We start from the raw sequence: 17,956 nt of genomic DNA, 5'->3' as shown, positions 1-17,956 counted from the left end.
TTCCACAGTAGCTCAGTGGTAGAGCAATCGGCTGTTAACCGATCGGTCGTAGGTTCGAATCCTACCTGTGGAGCCATATGGAGAGCTGTCCGAGAGGCCGAAGGAGCACGATTGGAAATCGTGTAAGCCGCTATCGCGGCTTCGAGGGTTCGAATCCCTCGCTCTCCGCCATTTAAACTATTACATGGCCCGTTGGTCAAGCGGTTAAGACACCGCCCTTTCACGGCGGTAACACGGGTTCGAATCCCGTACGGGTCACCAAATGGAGGATTAGCTCAGCTGGGAGAGCACCTGCCTTACAAGCAGGGGGTCGCAGGTTCGAGCCCTGCATCCTCCACCATGTAAGTTCATAAATTCATATCGCGGGGTGGAGCAGTCTGGCAGCTCGTTGGGCTCATAACCCAAAGGTCGTAGGTTCAAATCCTACCCCCGCAACCAAAATGGTCCGGTAGTTCAGTTGGTTAGAATGCCTGCCTGTCACGCAGGAGGTCGCGGGTTCGAGTCCCGTCCGGACCGCCACTTAAACATTTGAAATAAGATTTGGCTTGGTAGCTCAGTCGGTAGAGCAGAGGACTGAAAATCCTTGTGTCGGCGGTTCGATTCCGTCCCGAGCCACCTTTCATTTAGTGGAGGGATAGCGAAGTTGGCCAAACGCGGCGGACTGTAAATCCGCTCCCATCGGGTTCGTAGGTTCGAGTCCTACTCCCTCCACCATCTTAAATATGCGGGTGTAGTTTAGTGGTAAAACCTCAGCCTTCCAAGCTGATGATGAGGGTTCGATTCCCTTCACCCGCTCCATTACTAAAATGGGCCTGTAGCTCAGCTGGTTAGAGCGCACGCCTGATAAGCGTGAGGTCGGTGGTTCGAGTCCACTCAGGCCCATTACTTATACATATATTCACAGTGCAAATTTCATACATTCGTATGTTAATATAAGAATTATCATTGTCCCCTTAACGCAGAAGGATAGAGTAACAGCCTTCTAAGCTGCTGGTCAAAGGTATAGACTCTCTCTGTGAGGTCTTTTTTTTATGGGGAGGAAAGTATTCGAATGGCTGAAAGACGTCTCTGTAAAGTCGTTAAATGGTGTGAAGGCCTTATTCCAGTCAATATGTGACGTTGGTGAAAAAAATTCCTATCTTTTTTGAAAGGAGACAGGGATGGAAATTCGCTAACGTTTTTTTCATTTTTATATAGAAATCAAATGGCTTTCCCGATAATATAAGAGCAGAAGCAATTGGTGCTAAATTGAAAGAGAAAAGGATGTGGCGTATTGTTGGTGAAATACAACACAATGTAAATGCTTCTAAATAATGCAATATGTGAGCCAGGGGGACTATAATAGAATGGATGGAGAAAATCGAACCTGTATGCATATCGGTACGTTGCCATTTATATAGACTTACCAGATGAAGCACTCAAAATAAACAGAATTTTTTAGACGGAAAAGACAAAATATTAAAACATAAAAGCAGTATTTCATGTAGAATAGCTAAAATATCACTAAATAAATAGGAAATCGAGGTATGGTATGGATCAAAAAACATTAATTAAAAAATTTAATAAGCAGGCAGAAAAATATGATAAACGGCGTAAGAATGATCCAATGTCTCGTTTTCGCCGACGAATTTTTCAAGAAGCAGAAGGAAACGTTTTGGAAGTTGCTATTGGCTCGGGTCTTAATTTTCCTTTTTATCGTAGAGATATCGAACTGACAGGGGTGGATTTTAGCCCCGAAATGTTGAAAAAAGCAGCGCATGCGGCGAAAGATTATCCTTTTCAAACGACGCTTATCCAAAATGATGTGGAAAGAGTGGATTTTGATGCGAATAGCTTTGATACCATCGTATCTTCTACTAGTTTTTGTGCCTATCAAAGACCAGTGGATGTCCTGAATAAGTTTCAAAAGTGGTGCAAGCCGGAAGGGAAGATACTGATGCTGGAACATGGGATTAGCGATAATAAACTCCTGGCAGGAATGCAAAAAATGGCAGATCCATTGGCAGTAAAGATTGTAGGGTGCCATCAAAACAGAAATATTTCTGCTATTGTAAAAAATGCTGATATGAAGCTTGTCAGGGAGGAGCGTTATTTGGCAGGCTCTTTGTATTTGATATGGGCTAAACCATGTTAATGAATGGTTTTGCAAAAATTAGATTTTTCCCACATCAGTGAATTCAAACGTTTTTCCGAGATTTTGCCTATATATTAAAAACACACGTGAAATGGAACCAAATACAGAAATCAGACCTGGGTCGCTTGTGCGTCAAAAAGCTAGATGATTTAATAAGATATAATTAGCAGCTTTCATGAGGCTAAAAATAGCACTAAGGGGGAATTTAATCATCCAAACAACAAAAAGCGCATTTGGATGTTTTGTTGTATTATCTTACATCATTTTTATTGTACTTTTTCTGATTATCGGTATCAGCATGATGTTTGGTGCGCCAGAGAGCATAACAAACCTTTTACAAATCATAGCTGCATGGTCATCCACCTTTGCATTTATTATTTTATTTAAAAAGATTTATCCCGGATTAAGGCTGAAGGATTTTGTTAAACAACAATTTGCGCCAAAGGTTAAATTTTCTGTTCTCAGCAGCGTGTTCATCCTCCAAATTATCATCATCGGCATAACCATATTTCTATTATCAACTTCAACAACTTCAACGGAAGGTGCAGCAATATCGTATACCAGTATGGGAATCTTATCTCTCGTATTTTTCGATCAATTCGTCCGGGGGCCTTTAGGTGAAGAGTTGGGGTGGAGGGGGTATGCCTTAAATGAACTTCAAAAGAAACATTCTCCTTTATCAGCAGCATTCATCATAGGTGTTTTATGGGGTTTTTGGCACATGCCATTATGGTTTGCCTCAGGGTATACTGGGATAGACTTAATCAAGTATATCGTCCTGTTTATGATTGGGATTATTTCTTTTTCCATTATTGTGACGTTGTTTTATAATTTAAACAAAAATCTGCTCATACCGATTGTTGCCCATCAGATATTTAATTTTTCCCTTGTAATCATTAGAGGAGATTTATTAGATATATTGGTATATGTTATGCTGTTTTATTTTGTTGTGGCGTTACTGTTTGTTGTTATTAATCCAAAGCATATTTTATACAAGAAAAGTATATAAGTATTTGGCATCTTCTCTTCTAAAATAGATAATATGATATGAAAGGGAGATGGATATAATCCATTTTGAAATAGATATCTTGTGAGGAAACAAAGTATTTGATACGCTAACTTTAAGATGAAGAAAGTAAAAATCAGTTTAAAGGATAATGAATTCAAGGAAGAAAGCGCTTGCTAATTGTTTTAGGCTATACAGTTTTGAATTAAGCTTTAACGAAGAATAATGTTGCTTCCTGTAAAGAAGAAACGACTGTATAAGCGGGCAAAAGGAGGAAGCATAGATGTCGAGTCATCTATCAAATTATCAAAAAGCACTGCAAATCCAGCGGGAAATTTCGGAGACTCTGAATAAGAGCATGGACCTCCATGAAATGCTGCAATTATCATTAGAACGCTTGCTTGAATTAATGGAATTGGAAACCGGATGGATTTTTTTAACGGAGGATGCTACTTTTTACCGTCTTGCTGCTGATTATCAACTTCCGCCTGCGATGGCTGATAACAGAGAAGAACTGATGCATTGTCAGGAAGGATGCACCGATTGTACGTGTTTGCAGCTTTATTGGGAAGGACGTATGAAACAGGCTGTCAACCATGTGAAATGTTTTCGTCTTAAACAAGCTGTTACGGATAAGATGGGTGAAACACGGGGACTTACCCATCATGCGAGTATCCCTCTTACGATTCGCGGGAAGAAAATCGGCTTGCTTAATTTAGCTTCACCTGGGCGTCTTCGTTTTCAAGAGGAGGACCTTATCCTTTTGGAAACCATTGCTTATCAAATAGGTGCAGCAGTAGAACGGACGCGTTTGCACGTGGAGCAAACAAAAGAAGAAGTAAATGCTACTGCACGTTATCTTATCAATGCTTATGCCAATGCCGAAAAAATTAAACATGAAATTGGAAATGTTCTTAACCGAAATGAATTGTTTCAGAGAATCATGCAAGCGTTACATCATCATTTACCCCATTGGACACATGCCGCTATTATTACAATGGAGGAAGAGAGGCTGACCGTCCAATTCCATTCAGATGAACATGGGCCTAAAGAAGTTTTTGATACGGAACAAGAAATAAACCTTTCTCGACCAGATTTCATTCGAAAAGCTTATGCACAACAGCGTGTTACACAGAACAATAAACAGCCGTTGCATTTTTTCTCTTTAAAAGACTATCAATCTCTTTATTCCATTGCTTTTCCTTTGTTTATGCGTGATAGACCTGAGGCAACATTCGGTGTGTTATTGCTTAGCCGAAACACCACAGCATGTGATCATTTGGAAATCGGAATGCTGGAAGGACTCGCTGATCATCTTTCTATGGGTATTGAGCGTATCCGTCTACATGACGAATGGGAAGCATTGCTTGTCGATAAGGAAAGAAATCGACTTGCACGGGATCTACACGACTCTGTCAATCAAAAATTGTTTGCTCTCTCGTTAATATCAGGTGGTCTGCAAAGATTAATTGATAAGAAGGAACGTGCCATTTTGGAAGCTGTTCTGGAAGTTCAGCAGCTTTCAAAAGAAGCTTTAATAGACATGCGGAGTTTGATTTGGCAGCTTCGTCCCGATCATCTTGAACAGGGACTGATTACTTCATTCCACGAATATGCACAAAAAATTGGGGTGGATTTATCTATGGAGGCTCCGGATGATTTAGAGATAAATCAATCGTGTAAAGAAGCATTGTGGCGAATTGGACAGGAAGCATTGAATAATATTCAAAAACATGCTGGGACATCTAAAGCTGCGATGGTCATGCAATCAGATGCTGATGGCTTTACAATGAAAGTGAGAGATCAAGGCAGTGGAGGTGCTGTTGAGAAACAGCAATCCCTTGGTATTACAAGTATGAAAGAAAGAGTCGAAGAACTTGAAGGTTCTTTCCATATAAATAGTGAAAAAGGAAAGGGTACGACGATTATTGTTCGTGTTCCAATCCATCGAAAAGGAAGGTGATATTCTTTGAAAGTATTACTTGTCGATGATCATCTTGTCGTTTTAAAAGGTCTGCGCTTTTTTCTGCAAACAAGGCCTGGTATCGATATTGTAGGTGAAGCCCAGGATGGAAAAGAAGCATTGCAGCAAGTGAAAAAACTGCAGCCGGATATTGTGTTGATGGATGTGATCATGCCAAATATGGATGGAATCGAAGCGACCAGACAAATAAAAGCAGAATATCCTGAAGTGAAGGTGGTTATACTCACTAGCTCCTCTGATAAGGACCATGTCATACCGGCAATTCGTGCGGGTGCCAGCGGTTATCAGCTAAAAGATGTTGACCCAACCTTTTTGGAAGAAACCCTCATCGCTGTTATGGAGGGAGGAACTTCGCTTCATTCGCAAATAACTAGTCATTTAATGGTGCATGTCGCCAAAGAAGATGAGAAACAATCCAGCTACTATGAATTAACACCTAGAGAACGGATGGTTTTGAAACATATCACATATGGAGAAAGTAACAAGGAGATTGCTGCAGCACTCTATATCACAGAGAAAACGGTGAAAACACATATTACAAGTATCCTTGGTAAAATGGAGGTTCAAGATCGAACTCAAGCGGCGATTCATGCTTTAAAACATAGATGGTTTGAAGTATAAGTATACGACGGTCGTCGTAGAAAAGGTCTTATTTATGGTAAGGCCTTTTTTCTATGGGATTTTTAGACAGCTGTAGGATGTGCTTTATTTTAAGGGTTAGTATAGTGAAAGTAGATAAAAACAAGAAATAAAGGAGAGTGAAGAGAATGATGAATCAAAAACAATTGCCTGGGTGGGCAAGGGAGTATTTGCACTATATTCAGGTCTCTGTTAAAGAGCCTTCGCTGGAATATTTAACTGAAATATCCAGCGCTCATTTAAATCAAATTCCTTTTGAAAATATTAGCACGTTGCTGCAATTGGAGGAATATCAAAAAAAAGGGAAGCTTGTTCAAGATGAAAAGCGGTTTGTTAGACAGCTATTTCAGTATCATATGGGCGGGACGTGTTATGTAATCAACAGTAGTCTTCATCAGCTATTAAAACAGCTTGGCTTCCAAAACCGTTATGCTTTTTTAGGCGGAAGGCATGTTGCTTTGCTCGTTCAGATACCAGGTGAAGAGGAAGAAGTGTATGTAGATGCTGGTAATGGTGCTCCTTTTTTTGAACCGGTTCATTTGCAAACAGACCCGATGAATGTCTCCCGATTTGGAAATGTTGAGATAAAACTTCGTCCGGGAAATGAACCAGGAACGTATAGGTATTACCGATATGTGAATAGAGAATTATCTGAGAATATAGTCTGGGATTTTGATACAAAGAAAATCTACCAATTTGATGATTTTCAGCAGGCAATCAAAGAATATTTCCAGCCTAATGGATTATTTACGTCTGATTTACGTTGCCAAATTTGGCAATTGGATCAACGGCGGTCTCTATCTTTAGTTAATAATGTGTTAAGTATTCAATATAGTGATGGAGAGGTTGAAAAGCATATATTAGCAGATCGTCAATCTATTCGCGAGGTTATCAATCAGGAATTTGAACTTCCTAAATTGCCAGTCGAAAATGCCATAGATGTGCTTGAGGAACTTGGAATGGATATTTTTAAAAAGTTAAAGGGAGATTTGTAGAAGTGAACAATAACCTTGAGTATGGAAATGGTTAAGTCATATTAAAAGGAGAGCAGGCAGCTATGAGTAACACAAACGATAATCAAAATGGCAGTAATGCGCATATTGATGAAGCGCAAAGGGCAACATGGCGAGATTGGATAGGGCTTGGAGCATTAACTTTAGCAGTTTTTATGCTTTCAACCGACATGACCGTTCTCTTTCTTGCCACACCATCAATTGCTGCTGATTTGGAACCAAGCAGTACACAAATGCTTTGGATTATTCATGTTGGCGAATTGCTGGCTGTGGGATTCGCATTAACGATGGGGCGTTTGGGTGACAATATAGGAAGAAGGCGATTGCTTGTGATTGGTGTAACTGTCTATGGGGCAGCCTCCTTTATTGCTACAATTTCGACGGAGCCTTGGATGTTGATTGCGACAAGAGCACTTCTTGGTGTAGCGGCTGCAACTGTGATGCCGTCCACGATGTCTTTACTACGCAATATGTTTTTCAATCCAAAACAATTTTCAGTAGCAATTGCTATTAACCTTAGCGCATTCTCAGCTGGCATGGCGCTAGGGCCTCCAATGGGCGGTTTACTCTTGGATTACTTTGGATGGGGAGCTGTATTTCTCATTAATGTTCCGATTGCCATTGTATTGTTAGTTATATCGCCCCTACTTCCTGAGTATCGCAACAAGGATTCAAAACGTCTCGATTTTATCAGTGTTTTGTTATCCTCATTCGCATTGATAACTTTGATTTTCGGTTTGCAGGAAATGGCTAACGCTGGTTTTAATATGCTTTACGCTGGATCTGTAGTGATTGGTATTGGAGTTGGAGTACTGTTTATTCGTCGGCAGTTAAAAGCGGAAGATCCACTATTGGATTTGAGCATGTTTCGAATTCGCAAATTTAATTTTTCATTGATTGCTTTGATGATTATATTACTTGTAACGACTGGGGCAGATATGCTTTTTGCACAACATTTGCAAGCAGTTGTAGGACTGACTCCAACAGAGGCAGGTCTTCTGTTGATTATCCCTGCACTCTTGTCGATGGCGGGAACGTTAATATCTCCTGTGCTTACAAGATGGATACGTCCGGCATATGCTATGGTAGCAGGTTTGTTAACTGCTTCAGCTGGTGCATTATTTATTATGTTAACTGTGCATGATGCAGGAGCACTTCTGTTAATTATTGGTGCTTCCCTTCTCGCATTCGGAGTAGGTCCTGCTATGACGATTACCGGTGAGCAGCTTATCTCCAGTGTTCCACAAGAGCGCGCTGGCTCAGCTTCTGCGATGTCCGATGTAAGCAGCGGATTTGGCTCGGTAGTGAGTATTGCATTCATTGGGAGTCTTGGAATGTTAGTTTACCGTTGGGTGCTGATGAATTCTATTCCTGCTGGAGTGCCTGCAGAAATAGCTGATTCAGCCATGGAAAACGTTGGTTCAGCTGTTGCTGTATCAGAAAGATTCCCGGAAATGCTTCAAGCTATACAGTCATCATTTACCATTGCGCTTCAAACGGTCTATGGAATAACTGCGATTGGTTTGATTGTCTTAATGGTTACTATTGTATGGAAGTTTAGGTTTATAGGGAAAGAGAAGTAAGCTGTTATTTATAGTTATTCTGTTTTCCAGAAAAGATAAATAGGAATGATAACCCTTTTAGACAGGATAGTCTAAGGGGTTTTTCATTGTAAAAAAGATTTATACAATAGAGACATCTGTTATTAAAATAATTTGTTCAAGCTATATAGATGTTAAGCAAGATTTTTTACATGTTACCCTGCATGTTATCTCTTATCTCCCCAATTACGGTTTCTATTTCCATAGTATAAAGGAAAAGGAGTGATAAATAATGAATTTACCAACAGCAATTGTTGTGTCCACAGCTATTATTTGTTTAACATTTTTCGTGATAGCTATCTCTTTGAAAGTTGTGAGGAGTGAATGAAAATCCGCATTGTAAAAATTGCCACATAAACTTATTATTTTTTAAACAACTATTTCAGCATTTCATACCTCGAGCCACGCATGTTATTCCATTCTTCAAGGCAACCCTTTATTCCTTCGCCATAATATAAATGAAAGGAGATAGTGAGTATGCTGACGATTCAAGATGTAACGAAGCGCTATGAGAAAACAGAGGCATTAAAAAATATGTCGATGACTATCCCTGAGGGCACCTGCTATGGGCTGGTAGGTCCCAATGGTGCGGGAAAATCCACTTTAATTAAGATGATTACTTCTATTATCCGCGATTACGAAGGAAAAATTGAATTTAATGAACAACGAATCTCCGATAAAACAAAACAGAAATTAGGCTATGTTCCACAGGATATTGTATTGGAAGAGAATATCACAGCATCCGGCAACTTATATTTATTTGGAAGAATATATGGATTAAAAGGAAACAAACTGGCTCAACGGACAAAGGAAGTGTTGGCGCTAATCGGTCTTAGCGAAAGGAGCAAAGATAAAGTATCCACTTTTTCAGGGGGAATGAAGCGCAGGCTGAATATTGGCTGTGCACTGATGCATAATCCGGAGCTTATCATCATGGATGAGCCAACAGTCGGTATCGATCCCCAATCAAGGCAATATATATTTCAAATGATTGAAGAACTGAAAACAGCAGGGAAGACGGTTATCTATGCCAGTCATTACATGGAGGAAGTGGAAAGACTCTGTGACGATGTTGCATTTCTCGATAGAGGGAAATTGATAGAGAATGGAGCGGTAGGTGAATTACTTCAACAATATGCGGTGCCATCCATTTATATTAAAGCAGATCATATTTCGGCTGAACAGCTGGAATCGTATGGTGATGTTTCGCAGGAGAAGGATGCATTTTTAATCTATACAGAAGAAGCGCTGTCAGCGATGGAAAATCTGATTTCCTATTGCAGAGAGAAGAAAATAGATGTAGAGCGGCTGGAGCTTGTTCGCCCACGGTTGGAAGATGTATTTTTCCGGTTGACTGGAAGTAACTTGAGAGATTAAAAATAAAGCTGGAGGTGTTCATAATGAATGCTGTTATGATAGTAGAATTAAAAAAACATGTACAGGATAAAGGGCTTGTTTTTTGGATATTCTTACTGCCTATTCTATTTACGGTATTATTTATTGCTATCTTTACTTCTGGAGTCGACGATGCGACGAGGCAAGAGGTTATTCAATCCATTGTTCCAGGATATGTAGTGATGTTTGTATTTTTTATTATGATTTCGATGGTGCAGGTATTTATTAAAGACAGAGACAAAGGGATAACGGCAAGGCTGGCAAGCACACCACTCAAAAGCTATTCCTATTTACTGGGAAAATGGTTACCCTTCATGTTTATTGTATTATTTCAGATTATTGTGTTATTTTTATTTGGAAAGGTCGTTTATGATGTTTCATTAGGTGAGCCGATTATTTTATTGATTTTATCCTTGTTTATTACATTTACAGTGACAGCAATCGGGATCGCTATGTCACTGACAGTAAATACCGAAAATATGGGGATTGCGATTACACAAATTATTGCTCTCGGTGGAGCGATGCTAAGCGGATTATGGATGCCCCTTGAAATGCTTCCGGACTTTATGCAGACAATCGCCCGTTTTCTGCCGCAATACTGGGCACACCAGTCTTTCCAGGATGCGATGGCAGGAACCACGCAAGCTTCGGAGTTATTCCAGACGTTAGGTGTCTTATTAGCGATTGGATTAGCTGCATTTAGTATTGCCATTATCCGGTACCCATATTTTCTGAAACGAGCTGTGAATTAGCCGTAGATGTGAAACGAATGTGGAGGGGTCGGAATGAAAATAAACATTGATATCGATGATAACCATGAAGAAACGCAAATCACTATCCAGGCTAAGGAATGGACGCAGGAGCTGGAGGATATTGTGAATGTGATTAAAAGGAAAAAACAGCAGCGTTTATTTGGGGTTGATGAGGAACAGACGGTCCTGCTGGAACCAAAGGAGATTGATTTTATTCATGCGGAAAAACGAAAAATCTATGCGGTGTCCAAGGATTGGCGTTTTGAAGTGCGAATGAAGCTGTATGAAGTGGAGGAGTTCTTAGTTCCATATGGTTTTATGCGCTTTTCCAAGTCGGTTATCGGGAATATCCATCGTATTGAAAAATTTGAAGCATCCTTTAATGGAAATTTATGTGTTTATTTTCAATCTGGCAACAAGGAATATATTACGCGAAAATATGTCAGCGCCATTAAAAACAAACTAATGCAGGGAGGACAGTAATATTATGATACTTGAAATGTTGAAGCGTTCGACACTGGGCATCGCTTTCGGAGCGATATTAACGTTTATTGTCCTCACCATTATGAAACTCAATGCTGTGGAGTCAACAGTTTCGGAAATATGGATGCATATGGGAGCAAGCATGTTAATGGGCGTCTATTTCGGCATATCTTCGCTTATCTTTGGAGAAAGCGGGAACCATCTGATTAAAAAATCGATTATCCATTTTGTCCTTACGTATAGTTTTTGGCTGATTATTGCTGGTTTAGTCGGCTGGATTCCTCTCAACGGCTGGGTTATTTTATGGGGCAGTTTGATTTTTATCCTCCTGTATGTCGTAAACTGGTTCTGCTGGTATCTATACTTTAAAAGACAGGAAGCGGCGTTAAATAAATATTTGCATAAAAATAAGTAGGTGTGGAGGCTGGAACGCTTTTTCTGAATGAGGATTATTTGGATAAGTGATGTTCCAGTCTTTTTTGATTGGATAAGCTGTAATTATAATTCTGTCTTTTTGTACTCTGCAGCCCTCTTATGATAATATTATCATGGACAAAATAAAAAAGAAGCAGTATCGATGACTGCTTTAACATATAGGATAAGTATATAATGCCTTATCCATCCATAAATGAGAGGATTGAAATGGAGAAATGACTAATAATTTTTGGCGTGATTTACCACGACCGTTTTTTATATTGGCGCCGATGGAGGATGTAACGGATGTTGTTTTCCGTCACGTTGTAGCTGAAGCAGGCCGCCCGGATGTCTTTTTTACAGAGTTTACAAATACGGAGAGCTATTGTCATCCAGAGGGCATTTATAGTGTGCGCGGGCGTTTGACTTTTACCGAGGACGAACAGCCGATGGTTGCCCATATATGGGGGGACAAGCCGGATAATTTTCGTGAGATGAGCATTGGAATGGCGGAAATGGGCTATAAAGGCATAGACCTTAATATGGGATGTCCTGTGCCGAATGTGGCTTCCAAAGGAAAGGGAAGCGGATTGATTCTTCGTCCGGAAGTAGCAGCGGAGATCATCCAGGCTGCCAAAGCTGGCGGAATCCCTGTCAGTGTGAAAACGCGACTTGGTTATTCAAATATAGATGAATGGCGTGACTGGCTGAAGCACGTGTTTGAGCAGGATATAGCGAATCTTTCCATCCACCTGCGTACGAGAAAAGAAATGAGTAAGGTCGATGCGCACTGGGAATTGATTGGAGAAATCAAGAAGCTTCGTGATGAGATTGCACCTGATACGATGTTAACCATCAATGGAGATATACCGGACCGGGAAGCAGGCTTGAAGCTTGTTGAAGAATTTGGTGTCGATGGCGTGATGATTGGACGGGGAATTTTTAAAAATCCATTCGCATTCGAAAAAGAGCCGCGGGAGCACAGCAGTCAGGAATTGCTGGATTTGTTACGATTGCAGCTGGATCTGCATGATAAATATTCAGAGCAGGAGCCGCGCGCCTTCAAACCATTGCGCCGATTCTTTAAAATTTACGTGCGGGGATTCCGGGGAGCCGGTGAATTAAGAAATCAATTGATGCATACCGAAACAACGGATGAAGTTCGAAAGTTGCTGGACGCGTTTCATTTGGAAACAGAAGACGCAGTGACGGAACAGTAAAAGGGAGGCTATACCATGGCTAATCATCGTATCTACACAATGACTTTTGCAAGTGTATATCCGCATTATGTAAACAAAGCAGAGAGAAAAGACCGTACCAAAGAAGAAGTCGATGAGATTATTACTTGGCTGACAGGTTACAGTCAAGAAGAATTGGAAGCGCAAATTGAAAAAGAGGTAACCTTTGAGACTTTCTTTGCAGAAGCTCCGCGGATGAACGATTCCCGCTCCCTGATCAAAGGCGTCATTTGCGGTGTGCGTGTAGAGGATATAGAAGAACCGCTGATGCAGGAAATCCGTTATTTGGATAAGCTTATTGATGAATTGGCAAAAGGGAAGAAGATGGAGAAGATATTGAGGGAATAAAGATTGAAATGGAGAGACACTGATTCAATGAAAGGAGAATCAGTGTCTTTGGTTTGTCAATAAAATGCTATTATAAATTGTATTAAGAGTTAATAGGTGTGCTAATGAAATCATTTTTTGTTAATAAAGAAGATACTCTCTTAAAATTCATAATTACAAATATATATTGACAACGCTTACAAACGGGTTTTTAATTGAAATTAAAGTTAATGAAAAAGAGATGAGAATTGGAGAAGGCTCACTAGATGGTCTGAATTAGAAAGGATCGGTTTTAGTGTATCTTTTTTTATTATTTTTATGAAGGAGGAAATGAATATGGGACTGCATGAGATATCATTTACGTCATTTAGTGAGCAGGATACGATTAAGGGGTGGATTTATACACCAATTCGTAAATCAAAAGGAATTATACAGCTGGTGCATGGATTCGGAGAGCATTCCAGAAGATATTTGCATATGATTTTAAGGTTAAATGAAGAAGGTTTTATTGTAGCTTGTGATGACCATATTGGTCATGGAAAAACAGCATTTGATTCTGGTAATTGGGAGAATTGGGGAGAGAAAGGATATATGACGATGGTGGAAGATGAACACCAATTACGTCGAATGGTACAAGAGAGATTTCCTCATCTGCCATTTTTCTTATTTGGTCATAGTATGGGTTCGATGATTGTTAGAAATTATCTAACTAAATATGGTGAAGGAGTGGAAGGTGCTATATTATGTGGCACATCGGGTGTTTTACCGACTGCCGCTGAGTTGAGTATAGAGTTGAAAAACCGAATTGATGCAGGTGAGGGGGACCAAGTGGATGCAGAGGCGCTGGGTAAGTTATTGGGCTGGATGACAGATCGGATAGATCAACCGAATACAGCGAATGATTGGATCAGTGGAGATCCGGATATTGTAGCTGATCATGCCAATGATCCATTTAATAACTTCACATCGCCTCCTAATATCCGGTCTTTATATGATTTTGTACAAATGATGGAGCAGATTGTTGGAACAGAGTGGGCAGAGAATGTCCCTATCTCCATAGCTATATATAATATTGCTGGTGATCAGGATCCAGTCGGTTTATATGGAGAAGGGGTTTATGCTGTATCCAATTGGTTAGCAGAGACAGGCCATACGGTAAAAACAAAACTGTACAGTGGTTATCGCCACGAAATTCACAACTATCGAGATATTCGAGAAGAAGTGGAAGATGGCATTGTCGATTTTATAGAAGGCGTAATAAATAAAGGAGTAATGTAAATATAACAATTAAAGTTGTTCAGCATTCTCGGTAAATATATTGTCATAATATATTTCCGAGGTTAGAATGCCAGCGTTAAATAAAATGATTTTTCAAAGAATCATCTTATTTAACGCTTGCTTTTCGGCTTTTTTAATATCCTCTTTTATATAGCGCATCTTAATAAAAAGGCTTTACACTATCTGCTTACTCTACCCATCAGTATTTTCCATATAAGTAATGGATACTTTTAAATTAGCATTTTTTTCGCGAATATGATCTAATAGTTCTTTATCATGCACTTCATTTTTCATACGGATAGCATAAGTATACAAAATCATTGTTCCGAGATTAGTAGTTTCAACCTGTCGTAATGAAGAACTTAGTGTATACTCAGCAAGTAGATCATGCATCAGATTTTCATAATTTAAGTTTTCCGCTACAGTTACCTTTAAAATTTGTGTATCTTTTCCTTTTCCATATTCAAATTTGTAAAGCAAGTAAAGTACTAAACAAGCAAATAAGGTAAGTATGATCGCTAAATCAAATCGAAAAAGCCCACATGTCATGCCTGCGCAAAGACCGAAGAAAATATACGCAATATCTTTCACATTGGTGACCGCACTTCTGAATCGAATCAGTGAAAAAATAGCAAATAGTCCAAATGCAACTCCGGCATTATCACTAACAACGTTCATAACGACAGAGACAATAATGCTCAAAATAATAATAGTGTGTACGAAGGATTGTGCATAACGTTCGCCTGTAAATGTGATTATGTAAACCTTCGTAATAACTAGGCTCAATAAAGTTGATATGACCAATGCAAGTAAAATCATATAAATGCTGGATGGTTCACTTGCTTGTAAATCGAATATTTTATTCATAAAATCCATTCTATATTCCTCCTGTTGATACAACTTCTCTTTCAATTTTACCTGGCAGTTGATTTCTCTGCAGCAATTCCATACTGGTACAGTATTTAGATGCACTTCGCTGTTCGCATTGAAGGGCCTGTAAAATACGGGTTAACCATAATGGAACACTATCATTTACTTTGACTTCCAATACAACTAGATTGCAATCAATAAAGTACTCTCCATCAGAACCGTGTTCCAGAAGCAAATCATCATTGCGACAGCGTAGATTAAAATCAAATGTAATACGCAACTCAGGGTTGTTTATTCCGTGAAGTGCATGGCGATCATAACTAACAACCATTTCCGGTTTTAGTCCGTATAATGTTCGAAAGTGATCAATTTCACGAAGTACTTGCGAATTAGATGTATGAAAGTCATTTAAATGTTTTTTATCTCCTTTTTCAAGATAGTGATATGCTTCTTTTAACGGAAGTAACATCCTTCGTTTGTTGACCACATTGTTATGTTTTTGCTTCATCTCAAAAAAAGCTGACTTCTCAATACCAGTTTCATTATAGGTGCGTAGGCGAAGTTTTTGCCGGAAAGCCAATTTATTCTTTGTTTCAAAATAAATTTTGTGATCATCGCTATCAAAATATAAGCTGCTGACAACATATCTTCCATCTACACCAAAATTATCTGACCGCATATAGGGCATTATTTGTTCCAGCAAGAGCGAATATTGTTCCAACGTAATCAGATATTTTTGCTCTCTTCTTTTGAAAATCTCTATTGCCAATTTTTTCACCTCCATTCCATACAACATCTTAAATGAAACGGATAAGATGATGATTACAATTTGATTAGAAAACGGTGAGAATATAAAATTTCATAATTCTTTACTGGAAAAGCTATTATACAGAAACGGTTTTATTCGGCTTTGGGAGGATTGGTACTTGGAGTCTTTAATTCAAATATTATCAGCTTACAAAATGAATGTTATTATTTAAAGATGTTGATTGAAGAGAGACAACCAAATGAAAATATGAATGAATGGATAAATGGTTTAAAATGACTGGGGATAGAGAGGATAGATGCCCAAGCAAACAGTACTTACATTATTTAAAAAAATGGGAAGTTGGTTAAACGTATCTAAATGGGCAGAACATTCCTTTAACCAGGAAAGGTGAATATGGATGCATCAACTATTCGCTAATTATCTCAACGTTAAAATCTGAGAAATGACGCATGATTGAATTGTTCTCTGTTCAACCATGCGTCATTAGAATATAATTATTTTTTTCGAGACTTGATAAATCCGTCCACAGCATCCCACACTAAACCGACAATAAACAGAATAAGGATCCAGAACGTAGATTGATTCCAAATCATGGTTACCGTATTAAATGTTTCAGAACCAGCCGTAACCACTCCGGCTTCTGCCAATTGATTCATAAATTCAGGATTCCAAAAATCAGGCCCGCTAATCATAAATAGTACTGCTGCCATCGATACGACATTTACAATTGTTGTATAAGCAGCTAACCTATACGTCCATTCCCCGGCGACGAGCTTCAGGCATTCTTTGATAATTCCAGATCCGAATATGAGAACAATAAACAATAAATAGGAGCCATAGGTCTGTTCATTTAAAAATGGAACAACATCGTTAAATTCATCCTGAAATACCCAAATTCCAAAGAACTCATTCGAAAAGGCGAGAAATACAATGATTATCGTGTAGAAAATAATTCCGATAATCGACTCACTGCGTTTGATTTGTCTCTTTTCATCTGGAATGGGCGGTAAGTCTGCAGGCTTCCATTCCTTCCCGATTAAATCTTTTTGTTTCATTCCACCGTACAGCTCACCGATAGCAAACAAAAATGTTGTCCAGCCGAAAGCTTGTGGAAGCTCTGTAACGGCAGAAACAATCATATCAATAAAATGATCTAAAATAGACATCGGCTCTAAAATAGTTTGGATGATAAATACAATACCTATCAAAGAACTTATAACAATGAGAACAATCTTAACTACTAAAATATAGGTATCAAAAAGCTCTGGGCCGATGATATATTTCTTTTTCCCTCGATATTTATCAGCTAATGACCTTGGACTGCCCAGCTCCAGCAGGATTTCTTCTACATCGTTTTCTCTTCTGTTCCCTTGCCCGGATCGTTCCTCCAGCATATCCTCAATTAGCCCGCGCAGCTCAATGGCAATATCTTCACGCTGGGATTGAGGCAGCTTTTGCGTAACTGCATAAATATACCGGTTAATCATCTCCATTTTCGTCACCTCTCTTATTTTCTATTACCTGATCCATGCTGGCAGCAATGTTCTTCCATTCAACAACCAGTAAATCAAAGACTTCTTTTCCTGTTTTACTCAGTACGTAATATTTCCTCGGTCTCGATTCATTCGTGTCCCATGTACTATCTAAGAGTCCCTGTTTTTCCAGTCTCCTCAGCAGTGGATATAATGTGCCAGGTTCAACGTGTATTCCTTTTTCATGAAGCATTGTCACGAGAGAATAACCATACTGCGGCTCTGAGAGCTGGCTTAATGCACCTATTGTAATGGTTCCTCTTCTCAATTCCTGCATGATTTTATCTAAATGTTCATTTGCATCCGCCATGTTATCAACTCCTACTTTCATTATAGTGTATGACACACACTATTGTAAAGTGCATATTAAAGTTTGATACAAAATATTTTATTATAGATAATCCCTTATGAACACTGATAAAAGGATGTTTCGTTTAAGAAGGTGATTCCGAATTGCACGAAAAGTGATATATTGTAAGAAGATTTGGTATAATTTAATTAGACAAATTTGTATTATCATC

The 17,956-nt window shown here is 39.1% G+C and carries 17 protein-coding genes and 10 tRNA genes; 23 read left to right on the top strand and 4 right to left on the bottom strand.

The window, feature by feature from the left end; translation table 11 throughout:
• Window position 1 precedes the first annotated feature (1 nt).
• The 23 genes from ACW0TQ_RS04160 to ACW0TQ_RS04050 all read left to right on the top strand — a co-directional run bounded on the left by ACW0TQ_RS04160 (window position 2) and on the right by ACW0TQ_RS04050 (window position 14,264).
• Window positions 2-76: transfer RNA gene (locus ACW0TQ_RS04160), tRNA-Asn, on the top strand.
• Between the two features lie 3 nt (window positions 77-79).
• Window positions 80-171, top strand: a tRNA-Ser gene (locus ACW0TQ_RS04155).
• 15 nt (window positions 172-186) lie between these two features.
• Window positions 187-261, top strand: a tRNA-Glu gene (locus tag ACW0TQ_RS04150).
• A gap of 3 nt (window positions 262-264) precedes the next feature.
• Window positions 265-340, top strand: a tRNA-Val gene (locus ACW0TQ_RS04145).
• A 21-nt stretch (window positions 341-361) separates the two neighbouring features.
• A tRNA-Met gene (locus ACW0TQ_RS04140) sits at window positions 362-438 on the top strand.
• 4 nt (window positions 439-442) lie between these two features.
• Window positions 443-519: transfer RNA gene (locus tag ACW0TQ_RS04135), tRNA-Asp, on the top strand.
• Between the two features lie 23 nt (window positions 520-542).
• A tRNA-Phe gene (locus ACW0TQ_RS04130) sits at window positions 543-615 on the top strand.
• A gap of 13 nt (window positions 616-628) precedes the next feature.
• Window positions 629-714 (top strand) — tRNA-Tyr (locus tag ACW0TQ_RS04125).
• A gap of 10 nt (window positions 715-724) precedes the next feature.
• Window positions 725-798, top strand: a tRNA-Gly gene (locus ACW0TQ_RS04120).
• 10 nt (window positions 799-808) lie between these two features.
• Window positions 809-882 (top strand) — tRNA-Ile (locus ACW0TQ_RS04115).
• Window positions 883-1,531: 649 nt separating this feature from the next.
• The gene (locus ACW0TQ_RS04110; protein ID WP_042531100.1) at window positions 1,532-2,134 is read left to right on the top strand and encodes a class I SAM-dependent methyltransferase; all 603 of its coding nucleotides are present in this window, start codon (window positions 1,532-1,534) and stop codon (window positions 2,132-2,134) included.
• A 175-nt stretch (window positions 2,135-2,309) separates the two neighbouring features.
• On the top strand, window positions 2,310-3,143 hold the full coding sequence (locus tag ACW0TQ_RS04105) for a CPBP family intramembrane glutamic endopeptidase (RefSeq protein ID WP_256705532.1): 834 nt from the start codon (window positions 2,310-2,312) through the stop codon (window positions 3,141-3,143).
• Window positions 3,144-3,423: 280 nt separating this feature from the next.
• Window positions 3,424-5,103, top strand: a complete 1,680-nt coding sequence (locus tag ACW0TQ_RS04100) for a GAF domain-containing protein (protein WP_256705533.1) — start codon at window positions 3,424-3,426, stop codon at window positions 5,101-5,103.
• Between the two features lie 6 nt (window positions 5,104-5,109).
• A complete protein-coding gene (locus ACW0TQ_RS04095; protein ID WP_256705534.1) occupies window positions 5,110-5,745 on the top strand; it encodes a response regulator in 636 nt (211 codons plus the stop codon).
• A gap of 146 nt (window positions 5,746-5,891) precedes the next feature.
• Window positions 5,892-6,758, top strand: coding sequence for an arylamine N-acetyltransferase (locus ACW0TQ_RS04090; RefSeq protein WP_052484949.1), 867 nt, complete (start codon window positions 5,892-5,894; stop codon window positions 6,756-6,758).
• Between the two features lie 62 nt (window positions 6,759-6,820).
• Window positions 6,821-8,359: an MFS transporter gene (locus tag ACW0TQ_RS04085; RefSeq protein ID WP_256705535.1), complete on the top strand. Its 1,539-nt coding sequence runs from the start codon at window positions 6,821-6,823 to the stop codon at window positions 8,357-8,359.
• Window positions 8,360-8,854: 495 nt separating this feature from the next.
• Window positions 8,855-9,754, top strand: coding sequence for an ABC transporter ATP-binding protein (locus ACW0TQ_RS04080; protein ID WP_256705536.1), 900 nt, complete (start codon window positions 8,855-8,857; stop codon window positions 9,752-9,754).
• 23 nt (window positions 9,755-9,777) lie between these two features.
• Window positions 9,778-10,524, top strand: coding sequence for an ABC transporter permease (locus tag ACW0TQ_RS04075; RefSeq protein ID WP_256705537.1), 747 nt, complete (start codon window positions 9,778-9,780; stop codon window positions 10,522-10,524).
• A 33-nt stretch (window positions 10,525-10,557) separates the two neighbouring features.
• Window positions 10,558-11,007 (top strand): LytTR family DNA-binding domain-containing protein, encoded by a 450-nt coding sequence (locus ACW0TQ_RS04070; protein WP_042531111.1) that lies wholly within the window; start codon window positions 10,558-10,560, stop codon window positions 11,005-11,007.
• A gap of 4 nt (window positions 11,008-11,011) precedes the next feature.
• Entirely contained in the window at window positions 11,012-11,422 is a 411-nt protein-coding gene (locus tag ACW0TQ_RS04065) for a DUF3021 domain-containing protein (RefSeq protein ID WP_042531113.1), read from the top strand.
• Between the two features lie 235 nt (window positions 11,423-11,657).
• Entirely contained in the window at window positions 11,658-12,641 is a 984-nt protein-coding gene (locus ACW0TQ_RS04060; protein ID WP_042531124.1) for a tRNA dihydrouridine synthase, read from the top strand.
• Between the two features lie 15 nt (window positions 12,642-12,656).
• Window positions 12,657-13,007, top strand: a complete 351-nt coding sequence (locus tag ACW0TQ_RS04055) for a DUF2200 domain-containing protein (RefSeq protein ID WP_256705538.1) — start codon at window positions 12,657-12,659, stop codon at window positions 13,005-13,007.
• Between the two features lie 315 nt (window positions 13,008-13,322).
• The gene (locus tag ACW0TQ_RS04050) at window positions 13,323-14,264 is read left to right on the top strand and encodes an alpha/beta fold hydrolase (RefSeq protein WP_042531128.1); all 942 of its coding nucleotides are present in this window, start codon (window positions 13,323-13,325) and stop codon (window positions 14,262-14,264) included.
• A gap of 192 nt (window positions 14,265-14,456) precedes the next feature.
• On the opposite strand, the gene ACW0TQ_RS04045 is transcribed toward ACW0TQ_RS04050, so the two are convergent.
• From ACW0TQ_RS04045 to ACW0TQ_RS04030, 4 genes are all read right to left on the bottom strand, one after another.
• On the bottom strand, window positions 14,457-15,140 hold the full coding sequence (locus ACW0TQ_RS04045; RefSeq protein WP_455725360.1) for a DUF4956 domain-containing protein: 684 nt from the start codon (window positions 15,138-15,140) through the stop codon (window positions 14,457-14,459).
• A gap of 1 nt (window position 15,141) precedes the next feature.
• Window positions 15,142-15,903: a polyphosphate polymerase domain-containing protein gene (locus ACW0TQ_RS04040; protein WP_256705539.1), complete on the bottom strand. Its 762-nt coding sequence runs from the start codon at window positions 15,901-15,903 to the stop codon at window positions 15,142-15,144.
• A 494-nt stretch (window positions 15,904-16,397) separates the two neighbouring features.
• Window positions 16,398-17,396 carry an HAAS signaling domain-containing protein gene (locus tag ACW0TQ_RS04035; protein ID WP_256705540.1) on the bottom strand — a complete coding sequence of 333 codons (999 nt, stop codon included), beginning with the start codon at window positions 17,394-17,396 and terminating at the stop codon, window positions 16,398-16,400.
• Window positions 17,383-17,745: a PadR family transcriptional regulator gene (locus ACW0TQ_RS04030; protein ID WP_042531134.1), complete on the bottom strand. Its 363-nt coding sequence runs from the start codon at window positions 17,743-17,745 to the stop codon at window positions 17,383-17,385. The genes ACW0TQ_RS04035 and ACW0TQ_RS04030 overlap by 14 nt, the downstream gene beginning before the upstream one ends.
• Between the last annotated feature and the right edge of the window lie 211 nt (window positions 17,746-17,956).

Source organism: Oceanobacillus sp. M60, assembly GCF_053839645.1.
Note: the sequence above shows the minus strand (reverse complement) of the source record. Positions and strands in the feature narration are given on the sequence as shown.